Origin of the sequence: Polaromonas jejuensis NBRC 106434 (genome assembly GCF_001598235.1) — a bacterium.
Lineage (GTDB): Bacteria > Pseudomonadota > Gammaproteobacteria > Burkholderiales > Burkholderiaceae_C > Polaromonas > Polaromonas jejuensis.
The window spans coordinates 387,941-404,144 of record NZ_BCYO01000001.1; the positions used below are offsets into that span (position 1 = coordinate 387,941).

Here is a 16,204-nt window from a genome sequence, read left to right on the forward strand (position 1 = left end):
CGCAAAACCGGTCTGGGTTGATTTTGCGCCGGCAGCGGGAATCAGACCGTTGCCCCCCCATGGTCGCGGAGCACTTCCAGCAGCCTGGCGTGAATGCCGCCAAACCCCCCGTTGCTCATGCACAGTAAATGATCGCCCGGCCGCGCGGCGGCCTTGACCTGCTCCAGCAGCTGCTCGATGTTGTCCGCCACCTGGGCACGGTCGCCCATGGGCACCAGGGCGGCGCGGGCATCCCAGTCCAGCCCGCCGGCGTGGCAGAAGGCCAGGTCGGCCTGCTCCAGGCTCCAGGGCAGTTGCGCCGTCATGGTGCCCAGCTTCATGGTGTTGCTGCGCGGCTCGAAGATGGCCAGGATGCGTTCACCGCCTTTCCCCCCGCCTTCGAGCTGGCGGCGCAGGCCGTCCACCGTGGTGTGGATGGCGGTCGGGTGGTGGGCAAAGTCGTCATACACCGTGATGTCGCCGCCTGGGCGATGAATCACGCCGCGCACTTCCATGCGGCGCTTGACGTTCTGGAAGTCGGCCAGCGCCCGGGCGGCGACCTCGGGTGCCACGCCCACATGTTCGGCCGCGGCGATGGCGGCCAGCGCATTGAGCTGGTTGTGCATGCCGCTGATGCCCCACTGAACGTGCGCCACGGTCTGGCCGGCCTTGAGTACCTTGAAGTCGTGCGGCTCACCCTGGGCCGTGAAGCCGCTTTGATTGACCGGGCTGCTGCCGAAGAGCACACGCTCACTCCAGTAGCCTTGGGCCAGCACGCGCTGCAGGCTGTCTTCAGTGGCGTTGACGACCACGCGGCCTTGCGAGGGGATGGTGCGCACGAGGTGATGAAACTGCCGCTCGATCGCCGCCAGGTCGTCAAAAATGTCGGCGTGGTCGAACTCCAGGTTGTTCAGGATGGCCGTGCGCGGACGGTAGTGCACAAACTTGCTGCGCTTGTCGAAGAAGGCGGTGTCGTATTCGTCGGCTTCGATCACAAAGGTGTTGCCCTTGCCCAGGCGCGCCGACACGCCGAAGTTGAGCGGCACGCCGCCGACCAGAAAACCGGGCTGCAGCCCGGCCTGCTCCAGAATCCAGGCCAGCATGGCGGTAGTGGTGGTCTTGCCGTGCGTGCCGGCCACCGCCAGCACATGGCGCGGGCCGGTGGCGTGGTGGGTGGGGTGGTGCAGCACATGGCCGGAGAGCCATTGCGGGCCGCTGGTATAGGGCAGGCCGCTGTTCAGGATGGCTTCCATGAGCGGGTATTTGGGGCTGCCATCGGCCAGGCGCGCCCGCGAAACCACATTGCCGACCACAAACACATCGGGCGCAAAAGCCAGCTGGTCGGCGCCATAGCCTTCAATCAAGTCAATGCCCAGGCCGCGCAACTGGTCACTCATGGGCGGATAGACGCCGCTGTCGCAACCCGTCACCTTGTGCCCCGCCTCGCGCGCCAGGGCGGCCAGGCCGCCCATGAAGGTCCCGCAAATTCCCAGAATATGTATGTGCATGGGACTGTATTCTAGGGAGGCTTTCAAGATGGCCCCAGGCCGCAGGGATTCGCTGTTTTCCTGAATGCCCGAGAGAAAAATGCTTGTAGCGCAATAGATGCGGGCGTATCAAGCTATATATTTAATAGCAAATGCGCTGACCGTGAACTTTAGGCGCTGGCCGGCCCCTAACCCGGGCACAATCATTGGCCCCCACCTGTCCCTAACCTGCCAATTCCCTGGCCTCTGAGCCGGCCGACCTTGAACTTGCAAACCCTCAAATCCGAAATTGCCGCCACCGCCGCTGCGCTGGTGGTGGAAGAAGGCCTCGAATACGGCCCGGCCAAACGCCGCGCGGTCAAGCAGATGACGCTGCCTGCGCGCACCGAATTGCCCGACAACGACGAACTGGAAGACGCGGTGCGTGAGTACATTGCGCTGTTTTGCGCCGACACCCAGCCCGCTGAACTTTTCGCCCTGCGCGAGTTGGCCCTGGTCTGGATGGAGCGTTTGAGCCAGTTCCGACCGTATCTGGGCGGCGCCGTCTGGCACGGCACGGCGACGCGCCTGTCAGATATCTATATCCAGCTGTTTTGCGACGACCCCAAATCGGCTGAAATTGCCCTGATTGAGCACAACGTGGACTACGAGCCGCGCACGGTGACGGGGTTTACCGGCGGCAGTGTGGAGGCGCTCAGCCTGCGCAGTGTCTGCAAGCCCCTGAATGAAACGGTGGGTGTGCACCTGATGGTCTATGACCACGACGACCTGCGCGGTGCCTTGCGGCCGGACGCCAAAGGCCGTACACCGCGCGGCGATCTGGCCGCCGTGCAAAAATTGTTGTCTACCCCTTTGGAGTTTGAAAAGTGAATCGCAGAAATATGCTTTATGGCAGTGTCGCCGCTGTGGCGGGCCTGGCCGGGGCCGGGGCGGCCTGGTGGAAATTCCAGCCGCATGCGCCTGCGCCTGTGCCGGCGCCGGCTGCCGGCGGGGCGAACGAGGTGGGTCAGGCGGTCGAGGCCTTCTGGCGCCTGAGCTTTGACACGCCCGATGGCCAGCGTCTGGCCATGAGCAGCTTTCGCGGCAAGCCCTTGCTGGTGAATTTTTGGGCCACCTGGTGCCCGCCTTGCGTGGAAGAGCTGCCCCTGCTGGACTACTTCTACCAGGAAAACAAGGACAAAAACTGGCAAACGGTGGGCCTGGCCGTTGACCAGCCGAGCGCCGTGCGGACCTGGCTCCAGACCCGGCCGCTGAATTTTCCGGTGGGCATGGCCGGCTTGAGCGGGACCGATCTGAGCAAGTCGCTCGGCAACCTGGCGGGCAGCCTGCCTTTTTCGGCGGTGTTTGGCGCTTCCGGTGAGCTGCTTCACCGCAAGATTGGCAAAATTCTTCCTGAAGAACTCGCGCTCTGGGCCAAGCTGAAGTAGTTCACCCGGCGCTGAAGGATGGGCCGGGTATTTTTTGTTGATCAACGCAGAAATTGTTCCAAAAGCGCTGGATTTGCATCTAACTGCGTTTTCCTGCTGAGATCTGACGGGTCGCTTGCCGACCCTCACGCACCCGCCCGGGGTCGGTCTGTCCCGGTCCTGGCATGATGTACACTCTGCGCTTTCCCGGGATTCCCCTTGGTAACTCCGTGTAATAATTGCCTGATAGGCGCTTTAGAGCGTAAAAGCGGAGAGTAAGCGAGAAAAGGCCGAGGATCGGCGCTCGCATCAGCTCCGTGTCAATACAAGCTGTGTGCCGAAATTCCTGCGCCAGCATCTACCGTCGTTGGAGAGAATCTATGGATTTAAGAAAACTCAAGACCCTGATCGACCTCGTTTCAGAGTCCAATGTGTCTGAGCTTGAGATTACCGAAGCCGAAGGCAAGGTACGCATCGTCAAATCCAGCGGCGCTCCGGTCGTGATGCAGCAACCCGCTGTTGCCATGGTAGCAGCACCCGTTCCCGTCAGCGCACCCGCAGCACCTGCGGCCGATGCCGCACCCGCGGCCCCGGCAGGCCATGCCGTCAAATCGCCAATGGTCGGCACTTTCTACCGCTCCTCCAGCCCCGGGGCCAAGCCCTTTGTGGAAGTCGGCAGCGCGGTCAAGGAAGGCGAAACGATCTGCATCATTGAGGCCATGAAGATCCTCAACGAGATCGAGGCCGACAAATCGGGCACCATCACCCAGATCCTTTCGGAAAATGGTCAGGCCGTGGAATACGGTCAGCCCCTCTTCATCATTGAGTAAGCGGGCGCATGCCTCCTTTTAAAACCAGGCTGACCGACGCATGTTCAAGAAAATACTGATCGCCAACAGGGGGGAGATTGCCCTGAGAATCCAGCGCGCCTGCCGGGAACTCGGCGTCAAGGCCGTGATGGTTTACTCCGAAGCGGACCGCGAGGCGAAATACATCAAGCTGGCTGACGAGTCGGTGTGCATCGGGCCCGCACCTTCGGCCCATAGCTACCTCAACATGCCCGCCATCATTTCGGCCGCCGAGGTCACCGACGCCGAGGCCATTCACCCGGGCTACGGTTTCCTGAGCGAGAACGCCGACTTTGCCGAGCGGGTTGAAAAAAGCGGCTTCAAGTTCATCGGCCCCACGCCGGAGTCCATCCGCATCATGGGTGACAAGGTTTCGGCCAAGCAGACCATGATCAAGGCCGGCGTGCCCTGCGTGCCCGGCTCCGAGGGCGCCTTGCCCGACGACGCGGTGGTGATCAAGCGCATCGCCAAGCAGATCGGCTACCCGGTCATCATCAAGGCCGCCGGCGGCGGCGGCGGCCGCGGCATGCGCGTGGTACACACCGAGGCGGCCCTGCTGCATGCGGTGCAGACCACCAAGGCCGAGGCCGGCGCGGCCTTCGGCAACCCCGAGGTCTACATGGAGAAATTCCTGCAGAACCCGCGGCACATTGAAATCCAGATCCTGGCCGACCAGTATAAAAATGCGGTCTGGCTCGGCGAGCGGGACTGCTCCATGCAGCGCCGCCACCAGAAAGTCATTGAAGAAGCGCCGGCGCCTGGCATTCCGCGCAAATTGATCGACAAAATCGGCGAGCGCTGCGTGGCGGCCGTCAAGAAAATTGGCTACCGCGGTGCCGGTACCTTCGAGTTTCTCTACGAGAACGGCGAGTTCTACTTCATTGAGATGAATACCCGCGTGCAGGTGGAGCACCCGGTCACGGAGTGGATCACGGGCGTTGACATTGTGAGAACCCAGATCATGGTGGCGGCCGGTGAAAGGCTGCCCTTTGTTCAGCGCGACATCCAGCTCAAGGGCCATTCGATCGAATGCCGCATCAATGCGGAAGACCCTTACAAGTTCGTCCCCTCGCCAGGCCGCATCACGAACTGGCACACGCCGGGTGGTCCGGGCGTGCGGGTGGATTCGCATATTTATGCCAACTATTTCGTGCCACCCAACTACGACTCGATGATAGGCAAGATCATCGTGCATGGCGATACGCGCGAGCAGGCGCTGGCGCGCATGAGCACGGCGCTGGCCGAAACCGTGGTGGAAGGCATCAACACCAACATTCCGCTGCACCGCGAACTCATGGTGGACGCCAAGTTCATGGACGGCGGCACCAATATCCACTACCTTGAAGAGTGGCTGTCCAAGCGAGAACGTTAGCCCCCACGGTCGCTCACTTCGTGTAGCTCCCTGCCCCCCGAGGGGGCTGCTGCGCCTGCGGCCCGGCAAAGCCGGTTCCGCGGCCCCGGCTTGAATGGAATGCCTGCACCCCTCGGCATACAACTGGCGATAAATAATGTTTGAACTGATCCTGCTGGCTCCCGTCGACGAAGTCGAAACACTCAGCGAGGCGCTGGATGCGCTGGATGCGCTCAGCGTGTCGGTGGAGGACGCCGATGCCCAGACGCCGGCCGAGCAGGCGCTGTTCGGCGAGCCCGGCATGCCGCCGCCCAAAGCGGGCTGGGAGCGTTCGCGCATGGTGTCGCTGTTCGCCACCGAGGCGCTGGCGCGCGACGCCGCGTCGGTGCTGGCTGCGCAGGATTTTTTCGCCGGCTGCCAGGTCGTGGCGATTCAGGCCGTGCCCGAGCAGGACTGGGTGCGGCTGACGCAATCGCAGTTCACACCGGTGGAGATCACCCCCGAGTTCTGGATCGTGCCGACCTGGCATGAGCCCCCCGCGCAGGCAAAGCAGGTGATCCGGCTGGATCCGGGCCTGGCTTTTGGTACCGGCACGCATCCGACCACGCGCATGTGCTTGCGCTGGATAGCAGCACACGGTACCCCCACTCTCGGCACTGACGTGTCCTCGCTGCCCCCCGAGGGGGCTGAACTTGCTCGGGGCGGCCCTTCGCTGCGTTCGGGCGCTCCGGGAAAATCACTGGGACGGGTTCTTGACTACGGCTGCGGCTCAGGCATCCTGGCCATCGGTGCCGCCAAGTTTGGAGCGGCGGACATCGATGCCGTCGATATCGACGAAGCGGCGGTCGAGTCCACGCACGCCAATGCAGAGGCCAATCATGTGCGCCTCAACGCGGGCTTGCCCGACAAGGCCGTCGGCGCCTACCAGACCGTGCTGGCCAATATTCTGGCGACGCCGCTGAAGGTGCTGGCGCCGCTGCTGTGCGCGCATGTAGCAGAAGGCGGGCATCTGGTGCTGGCCGGCATTCTGGAGCGACAGGCCGACGAGCTCAAGGCCGCCTACGCACCCTACTGCCAGCTCCAGGTGCATGACAGTGAAGACGGATGGATACTGATGACCGCGGGGCTTTGAGCTCGCCTCAGACCCGCGCCCTTCAGCGCTTTCCCGCCATGGCTTTGGGGCTACGGCCCCTACAATACAGCGCTAAATGAGCCTGATTACGCGCTGCCCCGCCTGCGGCACGATGTTCAAAGTCGTGACCGATCAACTCAAAGTCTCCCAGGGCTGGGTGCGATGCGGGCATTGCGCCGAGGTGTTTGATGCCTCCCTGCATCTGCAGCCGCGCGACACGACCGGGCTGGAGCCTTCGGCCCTGGCGCCCGAACGCATGCCGGAAATTCAGCCGCCCCCCCAGCAGCCGGCAGAGGACCCGGTGGCGCCCGCGAGCGTGCCGCCGCAAGCGGCATGGGCGCCGGCGAGGTCCTTCGCCGACAACCTGACGCCGGCATGGTCCAGGCCGGACGAGATGATGCAGGAGGCGCAGGACAGCGCCGCCGATTTTGACCCCATCCGCTGGAAACTGGCGCAACAGGAGCGCCAGCCGCAGGAAGGCGAGGCGCCGCCGCGACGGCCGGAACTGGTGCGCACCGCGACCGTGGATGAAGCCACTGCGTCGGACTTCGAGCCGTCCGGCGTGGTCGACTCAACGGTGGCCCACGATGTCGCCGAGGTTTCTTTCGTGCGTGACGCGCGGCGCAAGGCCTTTTGGAAAAAGCCGCTGGCACGCGGGTCGCTGGGTATTTTGTCGCTGCTGCTGCTGGCCCTGCTGGCATTGCAGTGGGTCATGCAGCAAAAAGACAGCCTGGCGGCGCTGGAGCCGCGATTCCTTCCCGTGCTTCAGGCGCTTTGCGGCCCGCTGCGCTGTGAGATCCGGCCGCCGCGTCACATCGAGTCGCTGGTGATTGACAGCTCCAACTTCAACAAAATCGGCCCGGACGGGTATCGCCTCAGCTTCGCGCTCAAGAACACCAGTGCGATGGCGCTGGAAATGCCTTCTTTGGAGGTGACCCTGACCGACACCCGGGACCAGGCGGTGCTGCGGCGCGTTCTGGCGCCTGCGCAGTATGGCGCCAGCACCGCCACGCTGGCGGCGCAGTCCGAGCTGGCCGGCGTCGTGCTCATGACAGTTTCAGGCGATGAGGGCCGCGCTGCCTCGCCGTCGCCGTCTTCTTCCGCCCCGGCCGCGCCTTGGCGTGTGGCCGGTTACCGTGTCCTGGCTTTTTACCCTTGATTGAATAGAGAACTGAATGTCTGCTGTAATTTGTGGCTCCCTCGCGTTTGACACCATCATGACTTTTGAGGGGCGCTTCTCGGAGCAGATCCTGCCCGACCAGTTGCACATCCTCAATGTGTCTTTCCTGGTACCGGCCCTGCGCCGCGAATTCGGCGGCTGCGCCGGCAACATCGCCTACGGCCTCAGGCAGCTTGGCGGCACGCCGCTGCCCATGGCCACGGTGGGCAGCGACGGCGCCGACTATGTGGCGCGCATGAAAACCCAGGGCATCAGCACCGAGTTTGTCCGCCAGGTCGGCGATACCTATACCGCGCAGGCCATGATCATGACCGACCGCGACAACAACCAGATCACGGCCTTTCATCCGGGCGCGATGATGCAGGCCCACAGCACCCGCATCGAGGCCCGCAGCGATATCAAGCTGGGCATTATTTCGCCTGATGGGCGCGATGCCATGCTGCAGCACGCCGAACAGTTCAAGGCGGCCGGTATTCCCTTTGTGTTTGATCCGGGGCAGGGCCTGCCCATGTTTGACGGCAAGGAGCTGGCGCATTTCGTCGACCTGGCCACCTGGGTGACGGTCAATGACTACGAAGCCAGAATGCTCAGCGACCGTACGGCGCTGTCCTGTGCCGACATTTCCCGTCGGGTGCAGGGCCTGGTGGTGACACTGGGGGACCAAGGCAGCGAGGTCTGGATTGACGGGGAGAAAACCGTGATTGCCCCGGTCAAGGCCGAAGCGGTGGTCGATCCGACGGGTTGCGGTGATGCGTTCCGCGGCGCGCTGCTTTATGGTCTGGAGCAGGGCTGGTCGCTGGCGCGCTGCGCCGCGCTGGGGAACCGGGTGGGTGCGCTCAAGATCGCCAGCCGTGGGGGTCAGAATTACACCCTGGATGCGATTGAAATCGAGTCCTAGCCCAATCAGGGTGGGTGGTGGCAGCTATTGAATTTGTAGCGATCACTTTTCGGGCGGGTGCGCCGTCATGAGCAGCACATTCCAGGCGGCCTGAGCTGCGGCCTGGGCGCTCAGCCGCGGCTGCCTGCGTTTTGAGGTTTCTTCATGCACCAGCGCAATCGCGCTTGGCGGGACTTCCAGGCAAGCGGCCAGCCACTCGACCAGCGCCTGGTTGGCTTTGCCGTCTACCGGCGGGGCGTGCAGCCGGTGGCGTAGCGCCAGGTGACCGGCTTCACCGTGCAGGCCCATCGGCTGGGTTTTGGCGGCGTTGGGGACGACGTGCACGTCAATCAGCGCATCCCCATTTTTTTCCACCCGCAAAAAGGCGCGCCGGGTGCAGTGGCGGGTCTTGTCATGGGTTGGAGTCAAAAAAGCCCGACATCTTGCGACATCGGGCTCCAAGCAGAACGACCGGACTGCTTACGGCTTGCTGGCTGTTGGAAACGGCCAGGCAGCTTGCGGATTCAGAGTCGTCTGAGCCGCAGGGGTGACTGCTACAACGGGGGCAGCAGCGGGCTTCTTCGCGGCTTTCTTCGCAGCGGGTTTTTTCGCAGCTTTTTTGGCGGCAGGCTTTTTCGCAGCGGGTTTCTTCGCTGCAGCTTTTTTTGCTACCTTTTTGGCGGCTGGCTTTTTAACGGCCGCTTTTTTCGCCGCTGGCTTCTTGGCCGCTACTTTTTTAGCTGCGACTTTTTTAGCCGGTGCTTTTTTTGCGACTACTTTTTTCGCCGCTGGCTTCTTGGCCGCTACTTTTTTAGCCGGCGCCTTTTTGGCGGCTACTTTTTTAGCGGCGACTTTTTTGGCCGGTGCTTTTTTCGCGACTACTTTTTTCGCTGGTGCTTTTTTGGCCGCTACTTTTTTAGCCGGCGCTTTCTTGGGTGCAGCTTTTTTAGCCGCAGGTTTTTTCGCAGTTGCCATCATTTTCTCCTTGATCACGTTGCAAAGAGCACTTCGCGCTTGGAGTACGCGAAGCGATTCGCGGCGTTGGGCCTGCGGATAACCGGGCCCAGCGCTGCGAACACAGGAGCAAAGACCAGTGCGTACTCTTCGGTAGCGTCACTGGCCAATGCAATTCTAGAAATCATTATTGTTGTTACCGTGAGCGACTTTTCGTCAATCAATCCCAGGAAAGGGCACCACCGGACTGGTACTCGATCACACGGGTTTCAAAAAAGTTGCGCTCTTTTTTCAGGTCGATCATTTCGCTCATCCACGGGAATGGATTCTCCTCGTTGGGGAAGAGAGTTTCAAGTCCAATTTGCGTGGCGCGGCGATTGGCAATGTAGCGAAGGTAGCCTTTGAACATGGATGCATTGAGGCCCAGCACGCCGCGAGGCATGGTGTCTTCGGCGTAACGGTATTCGAGTTCCACGGCTTTCATGAACAGGGCCTTGATCTCCGCCTTGAACTCTGCGGTCCAGAGGTGCGGGTTCTCCAGCTTGAGCTGGTTGATCAAATCAATGCCGAAGTTGCAGTGCATGGACTCGTCGCGCAGGATGTACTGGTACTGCTCGGCGGCACCCGTCATCTTGTTCTGGCGGCCCAGAGCCAGGATCTGCGTGAAACCGACATAGAAGAACAGGCCTTCCATCAGGCAGGCGAAGACGATCAGGGACTTCAGCAGGGTCTGATCGGCTTCGGTGGTACCGGTCTTGAAGTTGGGGTCGGAGATGACTTCAATGAAAGGAATCAGGAACTGGTCCTTGTCCTTGATGGACTGCACTTCGTTGTAGGCGTTGAAGATCTCGCCCTCGTCCAGGCCCAGCGATTCGGTGATGTACTGGTAGGCGTGGGTGTGGATGGCTTCTTCGAAAGCCTGGCGCAGCAGGAACTGGCGGCATTCGGGCGCCGTGATGTGGCGGTAGGTTCCCAGCACGATGTTGTTGGCTGCCAGCGAGTCGGCCGTCACAAAGAAGCCCAGGTTGCGCTTGACCAGGCGACGCTCGTCTTCGGTCAGGCCGTTCGGGTCTTTCCACAGCGCGATGTCGCGCGTCATGTTGATTTCCTGCGGCATCCAGTGGTTGGCGCAGGTGGCGAGGTATTTTTCCCAGGCCCATTTGTATTTGAAGGGCACCAGCTGGTTCACGTCAGTCTGGCCGTTGATGATGCGTTTGTCGGCGGCCCTGACGCGCTCTGCCCTGGCAGGCGCTGCGGCGGCGGACGGGGTGTTGCTCGTGGCGGCCGGTACGGCGGTGGCTTCAGCCTGCGAGATGGCGCCATCGTGCAGCATGCGCGCTTGCGTCTCGGGCTGCGCGGAAGGAACAGGCGGAAGGTCCATCGAGCGGCTGTCTGGCAAGCCGCTGGTGAGAGATGTTTGCAACGATGGTTTGACTTCTTCGTCCCAGGTCAACATAGAGATATCCAATTCTTTGGGATTATGAAAGCAGCGATACAAAATGAAAAGTGTTCATTCACATCGCTACAAGTTAGTGTTGTTCAATAGCATCGAATCGTGCAATGAATTTCATCGCACGATTCGATTATTTTTTATTGGCAGGCCTCGCAACCCGGATCATCGATCGCGCAAAACTTGATGTCGGTGGCGGGTGCTGCATTCATCTGAGCCTGTGCGGCCGCGGCCGCTGCCTCCAGTGCGCTCACGCCGCCCGCAACTTCAGGGCCTGATGACACCGAGTTCAGCTTGCCGGCCTGCACGGTGGATTTCTCGGCATGTGTCGCGCCCATGGTGCGCAGGTAGTAGGTGGTCTTCAGTCCACGCACCCAGGCCAGCTTGTAGGTATCGTCGAGCTTCTTGCCCGAAGCGCCCGCCATGTAGATGTTGAGTGACTGCGCCTGGTCAATCCATTTCTGGCGACGGGCAGCCGCTTCCACGATCCATGACGTTTCCACCTCAAAGGCGGTCGCGTACAGCGCCTTGACGTCCTGCGGAACGCGGTCAATCGGGCGCAGCGAGCCGTCAAAGTGCTTGAGATCCACCACCATCACCTCGTCCCAAAGGCCGAGGCGCTTGAGGTCACGCACCAGGTAGTGGTTGATGACGGTGAATTCACCAGACAGGTTGGACTTGACCGAGAGGTTGCCGAAGCAGGGCTCGATACAGGCGTCAACACCAATGATGTTGGAGATGGTGGCCGTCGGGGCAATGGCGACGCAGTTGGAGTTGCGCATGCCATCCTGGGCAATCTTCTTGCGCAGGGCCTCCCAGTCGAGCGTGGCGGAGCGGTCGACTTCCACATAACCGCCGCGCTCTGCGGCCAGCAGGTTCAGCGTGTCCAGCGGCAGGATGCCTTTGTCCCAGAGCGAGCCCTTGTAGCTGGCGTACTGGCCGCGCTCTTTGGCCAGTTCGGTGGACGCCCAGTAGGCGTGGTAGCAGACCGCTTCCATGGACTTGTCTGCAAATTCCACCGCCGCCTGGGAAGCGTAGGGCACGCGCAGTTCGTACAGGCAGTCCTGGAAGCCCATGATGCCCAGCCCGACAGGGCGGTGGCGCATATTCGAGTCGCGGGCTTTCTGGACGGCGTAGTAATTGATGTCGATCACGTTGTCCAGCATGCGCATGGCCGTGGTGATGGTCTTCTTGAGCTTGTCGTGGTCAACCGCGCCGTCCTTCAAATGCTGGACCAGATTGACCGAGCCGAGGTTGCACACGGCCGTTTCGGTCTCGCTGGTGTTGAGCGTGATCTCGGTGCACAGATTGGACGAGTGCACGACGCCGGCATGCTGCTGCGGCGAGCGGATATTGCAGGCATCCTTGAAGGTGATCCAGGGGTGGCCGGTTTCGAACAGCATCGACAGCATCTTGCGCCACATGTCGGTCGCCTGCAGTTTGCGGGAAGGCTTAAGCTCGCCGCGCTCGGCCCGGGCTTCGTAGGCCGTATAAATCTTTTCGAATTCCTTGCCGAACTTGTCGTGCAGGTCGGGCGTGTCAGAGGGGGAGAACAGCGTCCAGGTGCCCTTTTCCATCACGCGGCGCATGAAGAGGTCGGGAATCCAGTTGGAGGTATTCATGTCGTGCGTGCGGCGACGGTCGTCACCGGTGTTTTTGCGCAGTTCCAGGAATTCCTCGATATCGAGGTGCCAGGTCTCCAGATAGGCGCAGACCGCTCCCTTGCGTTTTCCGCCCTGGTTCACCGCCACCGCGGTGTCATTGACCACTTTCAGGAAAGGCACCACGCCCTGGGATTCACCGTTGGTGCCCTTGATGTGGGCGCCCATGGCGCGCACCGGCGTCCAGTCGTTGCCGAGGCCGCCGGCGAACTTGGACAGCAGGGCGTTTTCCTTGATGGCGTCGTAAATGCCGCCCAGGTCGTCGGATACCGTGGTGAGGTAGCAGGACGACAGCTGCGAACGCAGGGTACCGGCATTGAACAGCGTCGGCGTGCTCGACATGAAGTCAAACGAGGAGAGGATTTCGTAGAACTCGATGGCCCGCTCTTCACGGTTTTTCTCATTCAGCGACAGCCCCATGGCCACGCGCATGAAAAACGCCTGCGGCAGTTCAATGCGCTGCTTGCGCACGTGCAGGAAGTAGCGGTCGAACAGGGTCTGCAGGCCGAGGTAGTCAAACTTCAGGTCGCGTTCCGGCTTGAGCGCCGCACCCAGGCGAGCCAGGTCAAACTGCTGCAGCTTTTCGTCGAGCAGTTCATTCTTGATGCCTTTGGCGATGAACTCCGGAAAGTAGGTCGCATAGCGGGTCGCCATTTGCGCCTGATTCACTTCTTCGCCCAGCACTTCCCGGCGAATGGTGTGCATCAGCAGGCGTGCAGTGGCGTAGGTGTAGTCCGGGTCTTTTTCAATCAGGGTGCGGGCCGCCAGGATGGAGGCCTTGTAGACCTCGTCGATGGGAACGCCGTCGTACAGGTTGCGCATGGTTTCCGCAACAATCGGGTCGGGTTTGACATCGGCGCCCAGGTTGGCGCAGGAGGCCTCAATCAGTGCCTGCAGGTTGCGAACGTCCAGTGCCACCTTTTTGCCGCCATCCAGCACATGCAGCAATGGCGCAGCTGGCGTCTGGGTTTGCGGCTGGCTGGCGCGTTCCTGGTTGCGCTTTTCGCGGTACAGCACATAGGCACGGGCAATCTCATGGTGGCCACCGCGCATCAGGCCCAGCTCAACCTGGTCCTGTACATCTTCGATATGGAAGGTGCCGCCGCTGGGACGCGAGCGCATCAGGGCGCGAATGACCGCCTGGGTCAAGTCGTCGACCGTTTCGCGAACGCTTGCCGAAGCCGCGCCCTGCGTGCCATGCACGGCCAGAAAGGCCTTCATCATGGCGACTGCGATCTTGTTGGGTTCGAACGGAACCACGGCGCCATTGCGGCGAATGATCTGGTAATGGGCGAGCGGGCTGGGCTGCGCGTTGGTGTCGCTGGCGGCCGGGTTGCTGGCCAAGACGCTGGATGTAGCGGGCACTGCCGCCTGTTGTGCTGTTTGCATGACTTCCTCTCTGCTTTGTTGGAATGGCGTGTTTGATGTGCGGTTCGGGGCTGTCTGAATCTGCCGAAGAGCGGTTGGGTCTATGAACTGATTCCTTCGTTCCTGGCCCGAATTGCATCAAACTGAATTAGGGCTAAGACACTATACCTAGGGTGTTTGGGGAACACAAGCCACTACCGGTAGTGTATCGCCGACTGAGTCCCCTGTTACGTTTGGGTGGCTTTCCGACCCCATTTCAGGGCCCAGATCGGACGGGTTACAGCCCGTCAAATTAGCGCCAAAGCCTTGTTGGTTCAGCCTTTAAAAAGAAAAATCCAGAGCGGATGCGGTTTAGCGCAGACTTCCTTGGGCCAGGCCTTGCTGCGGCTGGTTCCGGGAAAATTTTCAGTATTTTTTCACCCGTGAACCTGCCCAGCCCGTAGGCGTGGCGGATCTGAAACAGCTCAGGTGACTGCGGGAAAGTACTGAGTCGGGCAAGCCAGCGAATCCCGCAGCAAGGGCCAGTCAAAACCCGGTCCCGGGTCTTGCTTGCGCCCAGCCGCGACGTGTTCGTGCCCGGCAATGTAGGCGATGGGATAGGCCTGAAGAATCGCCGCGCACAGTCCCGTCAGGGTTTCGTACTGAGCCGCTTCAAAGATGCCGCCCTCCAGTCCTTCCAGCTCGATGCCAATGGAGTCGTCATTGCAGTTGCTGCGGCCACGGTAGCTGGATGTGCCGGCATGCCATGCCCGTTCACTGCAAGCTACAAATTGCCACAATTTGCCTGAGCGGGTGATGAAAAAGTGCGATGACACCTGCAGGCCCCGGATGCCCTGGAAATAAGGGTGTGCTTCCCAGTCGAGCTGATTGGTGAAGAGACGCTGCACGTTGCCGTTGTCAAACTCCCCCGGTGGCAGGCTGATGGAGTGAATGACGATCAGGTCAATCTGCGAACCGGCGGGGCGTGGGCCGAAGTTGGGGGAGGCCAGCGCGCGGGCATAGCGGTACCAGCCGTCTTGCCACAGGGTGGTGCTGGCCGTCAGGCCCTGCTGCTCAGGTGGGGTCATCGGCGGCGCCGGCTGTGTCGGGGGCGTCATCGTTGCCCGGTGTCACGATGTTCAGGCGGGCAATGCGGTAGCGGATCTGGCGCAGGCTCAAACCCAGCTTGGCCGCGGCGGCCGTTCGGTTAAAGCCGGTTTCCTGAAGCACCTTTGTCAAAATGTTTCGCTCCTGCTGGTCCAGGAAATCCTGCAAATTCTCCGGAACGACAACATAGTCTTCGGACGGGGTATCGAAATGCAGTTCGCTGCCTTCTCCAAGCGCCACGGCGCGGTACAGCGTGTTTTCCAGCTCCCTGATATTGCCATTGAAAGCGCGTGAGCGTAGTTGCTCCATGACGGAATCCGCCAGGGCCGGCACGCGGAATCCGGACTCCTGGCAAATTCTTGAAAGCAGGGCATGGCACAGCGCCGGCAAGTCTTCGCGCCGCTCGCGCAGTGGCGGCACCGCAATCTCGATCACGTTGAGCCGGTAATACAAATCCTGGCGAAATGTTCCGGCCCCGACGCCCGCCGCCAGGTCCTTGTGCGTGGCGCTGACGATGCGCACGTCTACCGTGTCTTCCTGCGGCGAACCCAGCGGGCGCACGGTGCGTTCCTGGATGGCCCGCAACAGTTTGGATTGCATGGCCAGCGGCAGGTCGCCGATCTCGTCGAGAAACAGCGTGCCGCCCTTGGCGGCCTGGAAAAGCCCAAGCCGGTCTTGTGTCGAGCCGGTATAGGCGCCCTTGCGTGCGCCAAAGAATTCGGCTTCCAGCAGGTTTTCAGGAATCGCGCTGCAGTTCACCGCCACAAACGGGCCGCTCGCGCGGTGGCTGCAGCCGTGTACCGCTCGCGCCACCAGCTCCTTGCCGGTGCCCGATTCACCCTGTATCAATACCGGCGCCATGCTGCCGGCCACCTTGACAATCCGGGACTTGACGGCCCGCATGACGGGCGAATCGCCCACCAGTTTTTGCAATATGGCCGAGTCCTCGCCCGGTCTGGAGGGCATGGCGGCGGGAGTCCCCGCGCCTGGCTCCGGCACGCTTTTTTCCTCCCTGGCCGGGAGTCCCGGATTTTTGCCGCCTTGTATGGCCGACGCCACCACGCTGCGGAACTGCTTGAGATCAACAGGCTTGGTTAGGTAGTCAAATGCCCCCGCCTTGAGGGCTTCGACGGCATTTTCAGCCGAGCCGTGCGCCGTGATGACCACGCAGCGCTCCTGGCGCTGCTGGGCCGCCATGTCGCGCAGCAGTTCAAGGCCCAGGCCGTCAGGCAGGCGCATGTCGGTGATGACCGCATCGAAGCGGTTTTCCCTGAGCTGTTCGCGGGCCTGAAGCAGGTCGCCGGCCGCTTCCACCCGGTAGCCTTCCCTGAGCAGGGTCAGCTCGTACAGGGTGCGCAGATCCGGCTCGTCATCGATGACCAGAACATGGGCCTGTTGGGGGGCAGGTGTTTGTGTGCTCATGGT

14 protein-coding genes are annotated in these 16,204 nt (G+C 61.7%); 7 read left to right on the top strand and 7 right to left on the bottom strand.

The genetic code is table 11. The features are described from left to right. Positions 1 to 41 precede the first annotated feature (41 nt). On the bottom strand, positions 42 to 1,487 hold the full coding sequence (gene mpl, locus PJE01S_RS01735) for a UDP-N-acetylmuramate:L-alanyl-gamma-D-glutamyl-meso-diaminopimelate ligase (RefSeq protein ID WP_068831400.1): 1,446 nt from the start codon (positions 1,485 to 1,487) through the stop codon (positions 42 to 44). 246 nt (positions 1,488 to 1,733) lie between these two features. On the opposite strand from mpl, the gene PJE01S_RS01740 reads away from it, so the two are divergent. From PJE01S_RS01740 to PJE01S_RS01770, 7 genes are all read left to right on the top strand, one after another. After that, positions 1,734 to 2,336, top strand: a complete 603-nt coding sequence (locus PJE01S_RS01740) for a hypothetical protein (RefSeq protein WP_068831401.1) — start codon at positions 1,734 to 1,736, stop codon at positions 2,334 to 2,336. Next, positions 2,333 to 2,893 carry a TlpA disulfide reductase family protein gene (locus tag PJE01S_RS01745; protein ID WP_245660532.1) on the top strand — a complete coding sequence of 187 codons (561 nt, stop codon included), beginning with the start codon at positions 2,333 to 2,335 and terminating at the stop codon, positions 2,891 to 2,893. Before PJE01S_RS01740 ends, PJE01S_RS01745 begins: the two co-directional genes overlap by 4 nt. Before the next feature lie 359 nt (positions 2,894 to 3,252). After that, positions 3,253 to 3,702 (top strand): acetyl-CoA carboxylase biotin carboxyl carrier protein, encoded by a 450-nt coding sequence (gene accB, locus PJE01S_RS01750; protein ID WP_068831403.1) that lies wholly within the window; start codon positions 3,253 to 3,255, stop codon positions 3,700 to 3,702. Positions 3,703 to 3,742: 40 nt separating this feature from the next. Beyond that, complete coding sequence (accC, locus tag PJE01S_RS01755; RefSeq protein WP_068831404.1) at positions 3,743 to 5,092, top strand: acetyl-CoA carboxylase biotin carboxylase subunit; 1,350 nt, start codon at positions 3,743 to 3,745, stop codon at positions 5,090 to 5,092. Between the two features lie 136 nt (positions 5,093 to 5,228). Next, on the top strand, positions 5,229 to 6,203 hold the full coding sequence (locus PJE01S_RS01760; protein WP_068831405.1) for a 50S ribosomal protein L11 methyltransferase: 975 nt from the start codon (positions 5,229 to 5,231) through the stop codon (positions 6,201 to 6,203). A 76-nt stretch (positions 6,204 to 6,279) separates the two neighbouring features. Next, entirely contained in the window at positions 6,280 to 7,362 is a 1,083-nt protein-coding gene (locus PJE01S_RS01765; protein WP_068831406.1) for a DUF3426 domain-containing protein, read from the top strand. Positions 7,363 to 7,378: 16 nt separating this feature from the next. Continuing rightward, positions 7,379 to 8,281, top strand: a complete 903-nt coding sequence (locus PJE01S_RS01770) for a carbohydrate kinase family protein (protein WP_068831407.1) — start codon at positions 7,379 to 7,381, stop codon at positions 8,279 to 8,281. A 42-nt stretch (positions 8,282 to 8,323) separates the two neighbouring features. Here the strand turns inward: PJE01S_RS01770 and PJE01S_RS01775 are convergent, their stop codons facing one another. The 6 genes from PJE01S_RS01775 to PJE01S_RS01800 form a co-directional block, all read right to left on the bottom strand. Next, on the bottom strand, positions 8,324 to 8,689 hold the full coding sequence (locus PJE01S_RS01775; RefSeq protein ID WP_245660534.1) for a DUF167 domain-containing protein: 366 nt from the start codon (positions 8,687 to 8,689) through the stop codon (positions 8,324 to 8,326). A gap of 51 nt (positions 8,690 to 8,740) precedes the next feature. Continuing rightward, entirely contained in the window at positions 8,741 to 9,235 is a 495-nt protein-coding gene (locus tag PJE01S_RS24235; RefSeq protein WP_084389299.1) for a histone H1-like DNA-binding protein, read from the bottom strand. A gap of 199 nt (positions 9,236 to 9,434) precedes the next feature. Continuing rightward, on the bottom strand, positions 9,435 to 10,670 hold the full coding sequence (locus tag PJE01S_RS01785; protein ID WP_068831409.1) for a ribonucleotide-diphosphate reductase subunit beta: 1,236 nt from the start codon (positions 10,668 to 10,670) through the stop codon (positions 9,435 to 9,437). Positions 10,671 to 10,804: 134 nt separating this feature from the next. Beyond that, entirely contained in the window at positions 10,805 to 13,714 is a 2,910-nt protein-coding gene (locus PJE01S_RS01790; RefSeq protein ID WP_068831410.1) for a ribonucleoside-diphosphate reductase subunit alpha, read from the bottom strand. A gap of 443 nt (positions 13,715 to 14,157) precedes the next feature. Then, positions 14,158 to 14,760 carry a 1,6-anhydro-N-acetylmuramyl-L-alanine amidase AmpD gene (gene ampD, locus PJE01S_RS01795; protein ID WP_068831411.1) on the bottom strand — a complete coding sequence of 201 codons (603 nt, stop codon included), beginning with the start codon at positions 14,758 to 14,760 and terminating at the stop codon, positions 14,158 to 14,160. Then, positions 14,747 to 16,201, bottom strand: a complete 1,455-nt coding sequence (locus tag PJE01S_RS01800; protein ID WP_068831412.1) for a sigma-54-dependent transcriptional regulator — start codon at positions 16,199 to 16,201, stop codon at positions 14,747 to 14,749. The genes ampD and PJE01S_RS01800 overlap by 14 nt, the downstream gene beginning before the upstream one ends. Positions 16,202 to 16,204: the final 3 nt, after the last annotated feature.